Source organism: Anaerosporomusa subterranea (assembly GCF_001611555.1).
GTDB classification, from domain to species: domain Bacteria; phylum Bacillota; class Negativicutes; order Sporomusales; family Acetonemataceae; genus Anaerosporomusa; species Anaerosporomusa subterranea.
This window is the reverse complement of sequence record NZ_LSGP01000024.1, coordinates 1-401: the sequence shown is the minus strand read 5'-3', so window position 1 is coordinate 401 and position 401 is coordinate 1. Positions and strand designations below refer to the sequence as shown.

Annotated in this window: 1 protein-coding gene; it reads right to left on the bottom strand. The window is 48.1% G+C overall.

All coding sequences use genetic code 11. The features are described from left to right. Positions 1-401 (bottom strand): ATP-binding cassette domain-containing protein (locus AXX12_RS14955; RefSeq protein WP_156478690.1); only part of this gene is annotated, 401 nt, incomplete at both ends.

Genomic DNA, 401 nt, shown 5'->3' with positions numbered 1-401 from the left:
AGCAGCTTTGGCTTCCGTAAGGTTGCCATCAGCAAGGTAATCGCCTGCCGCTGTCCGCCTGATAAGGTCCCCATCCGACTTTTCAGCCGATCCTCTAAACCAAGATTTAAATTAGCAAGTTTTTCTTTGAATTCGGCAAATTCATCCTCACGAAAGCCCCAGCTTAAACCAAGCTTTTGGCCCCGCCTGGCGGCAATAGCCAAGTTTTCTTCTACCATCATACCCGCAGCCGTACCCAGCATTGGGTCCTGAAATACTCTACCTATATAAGCGGCCCGTTTATGCTCAGCCATACTGGTTACATCAATATCATCAATATGAATTTCCCCGCTGTCTACTTTAAATACACCGGCAATGGAGTTCAAGAGAGTACTCTTCCCTGCCCCGTTACCGCCGATTAC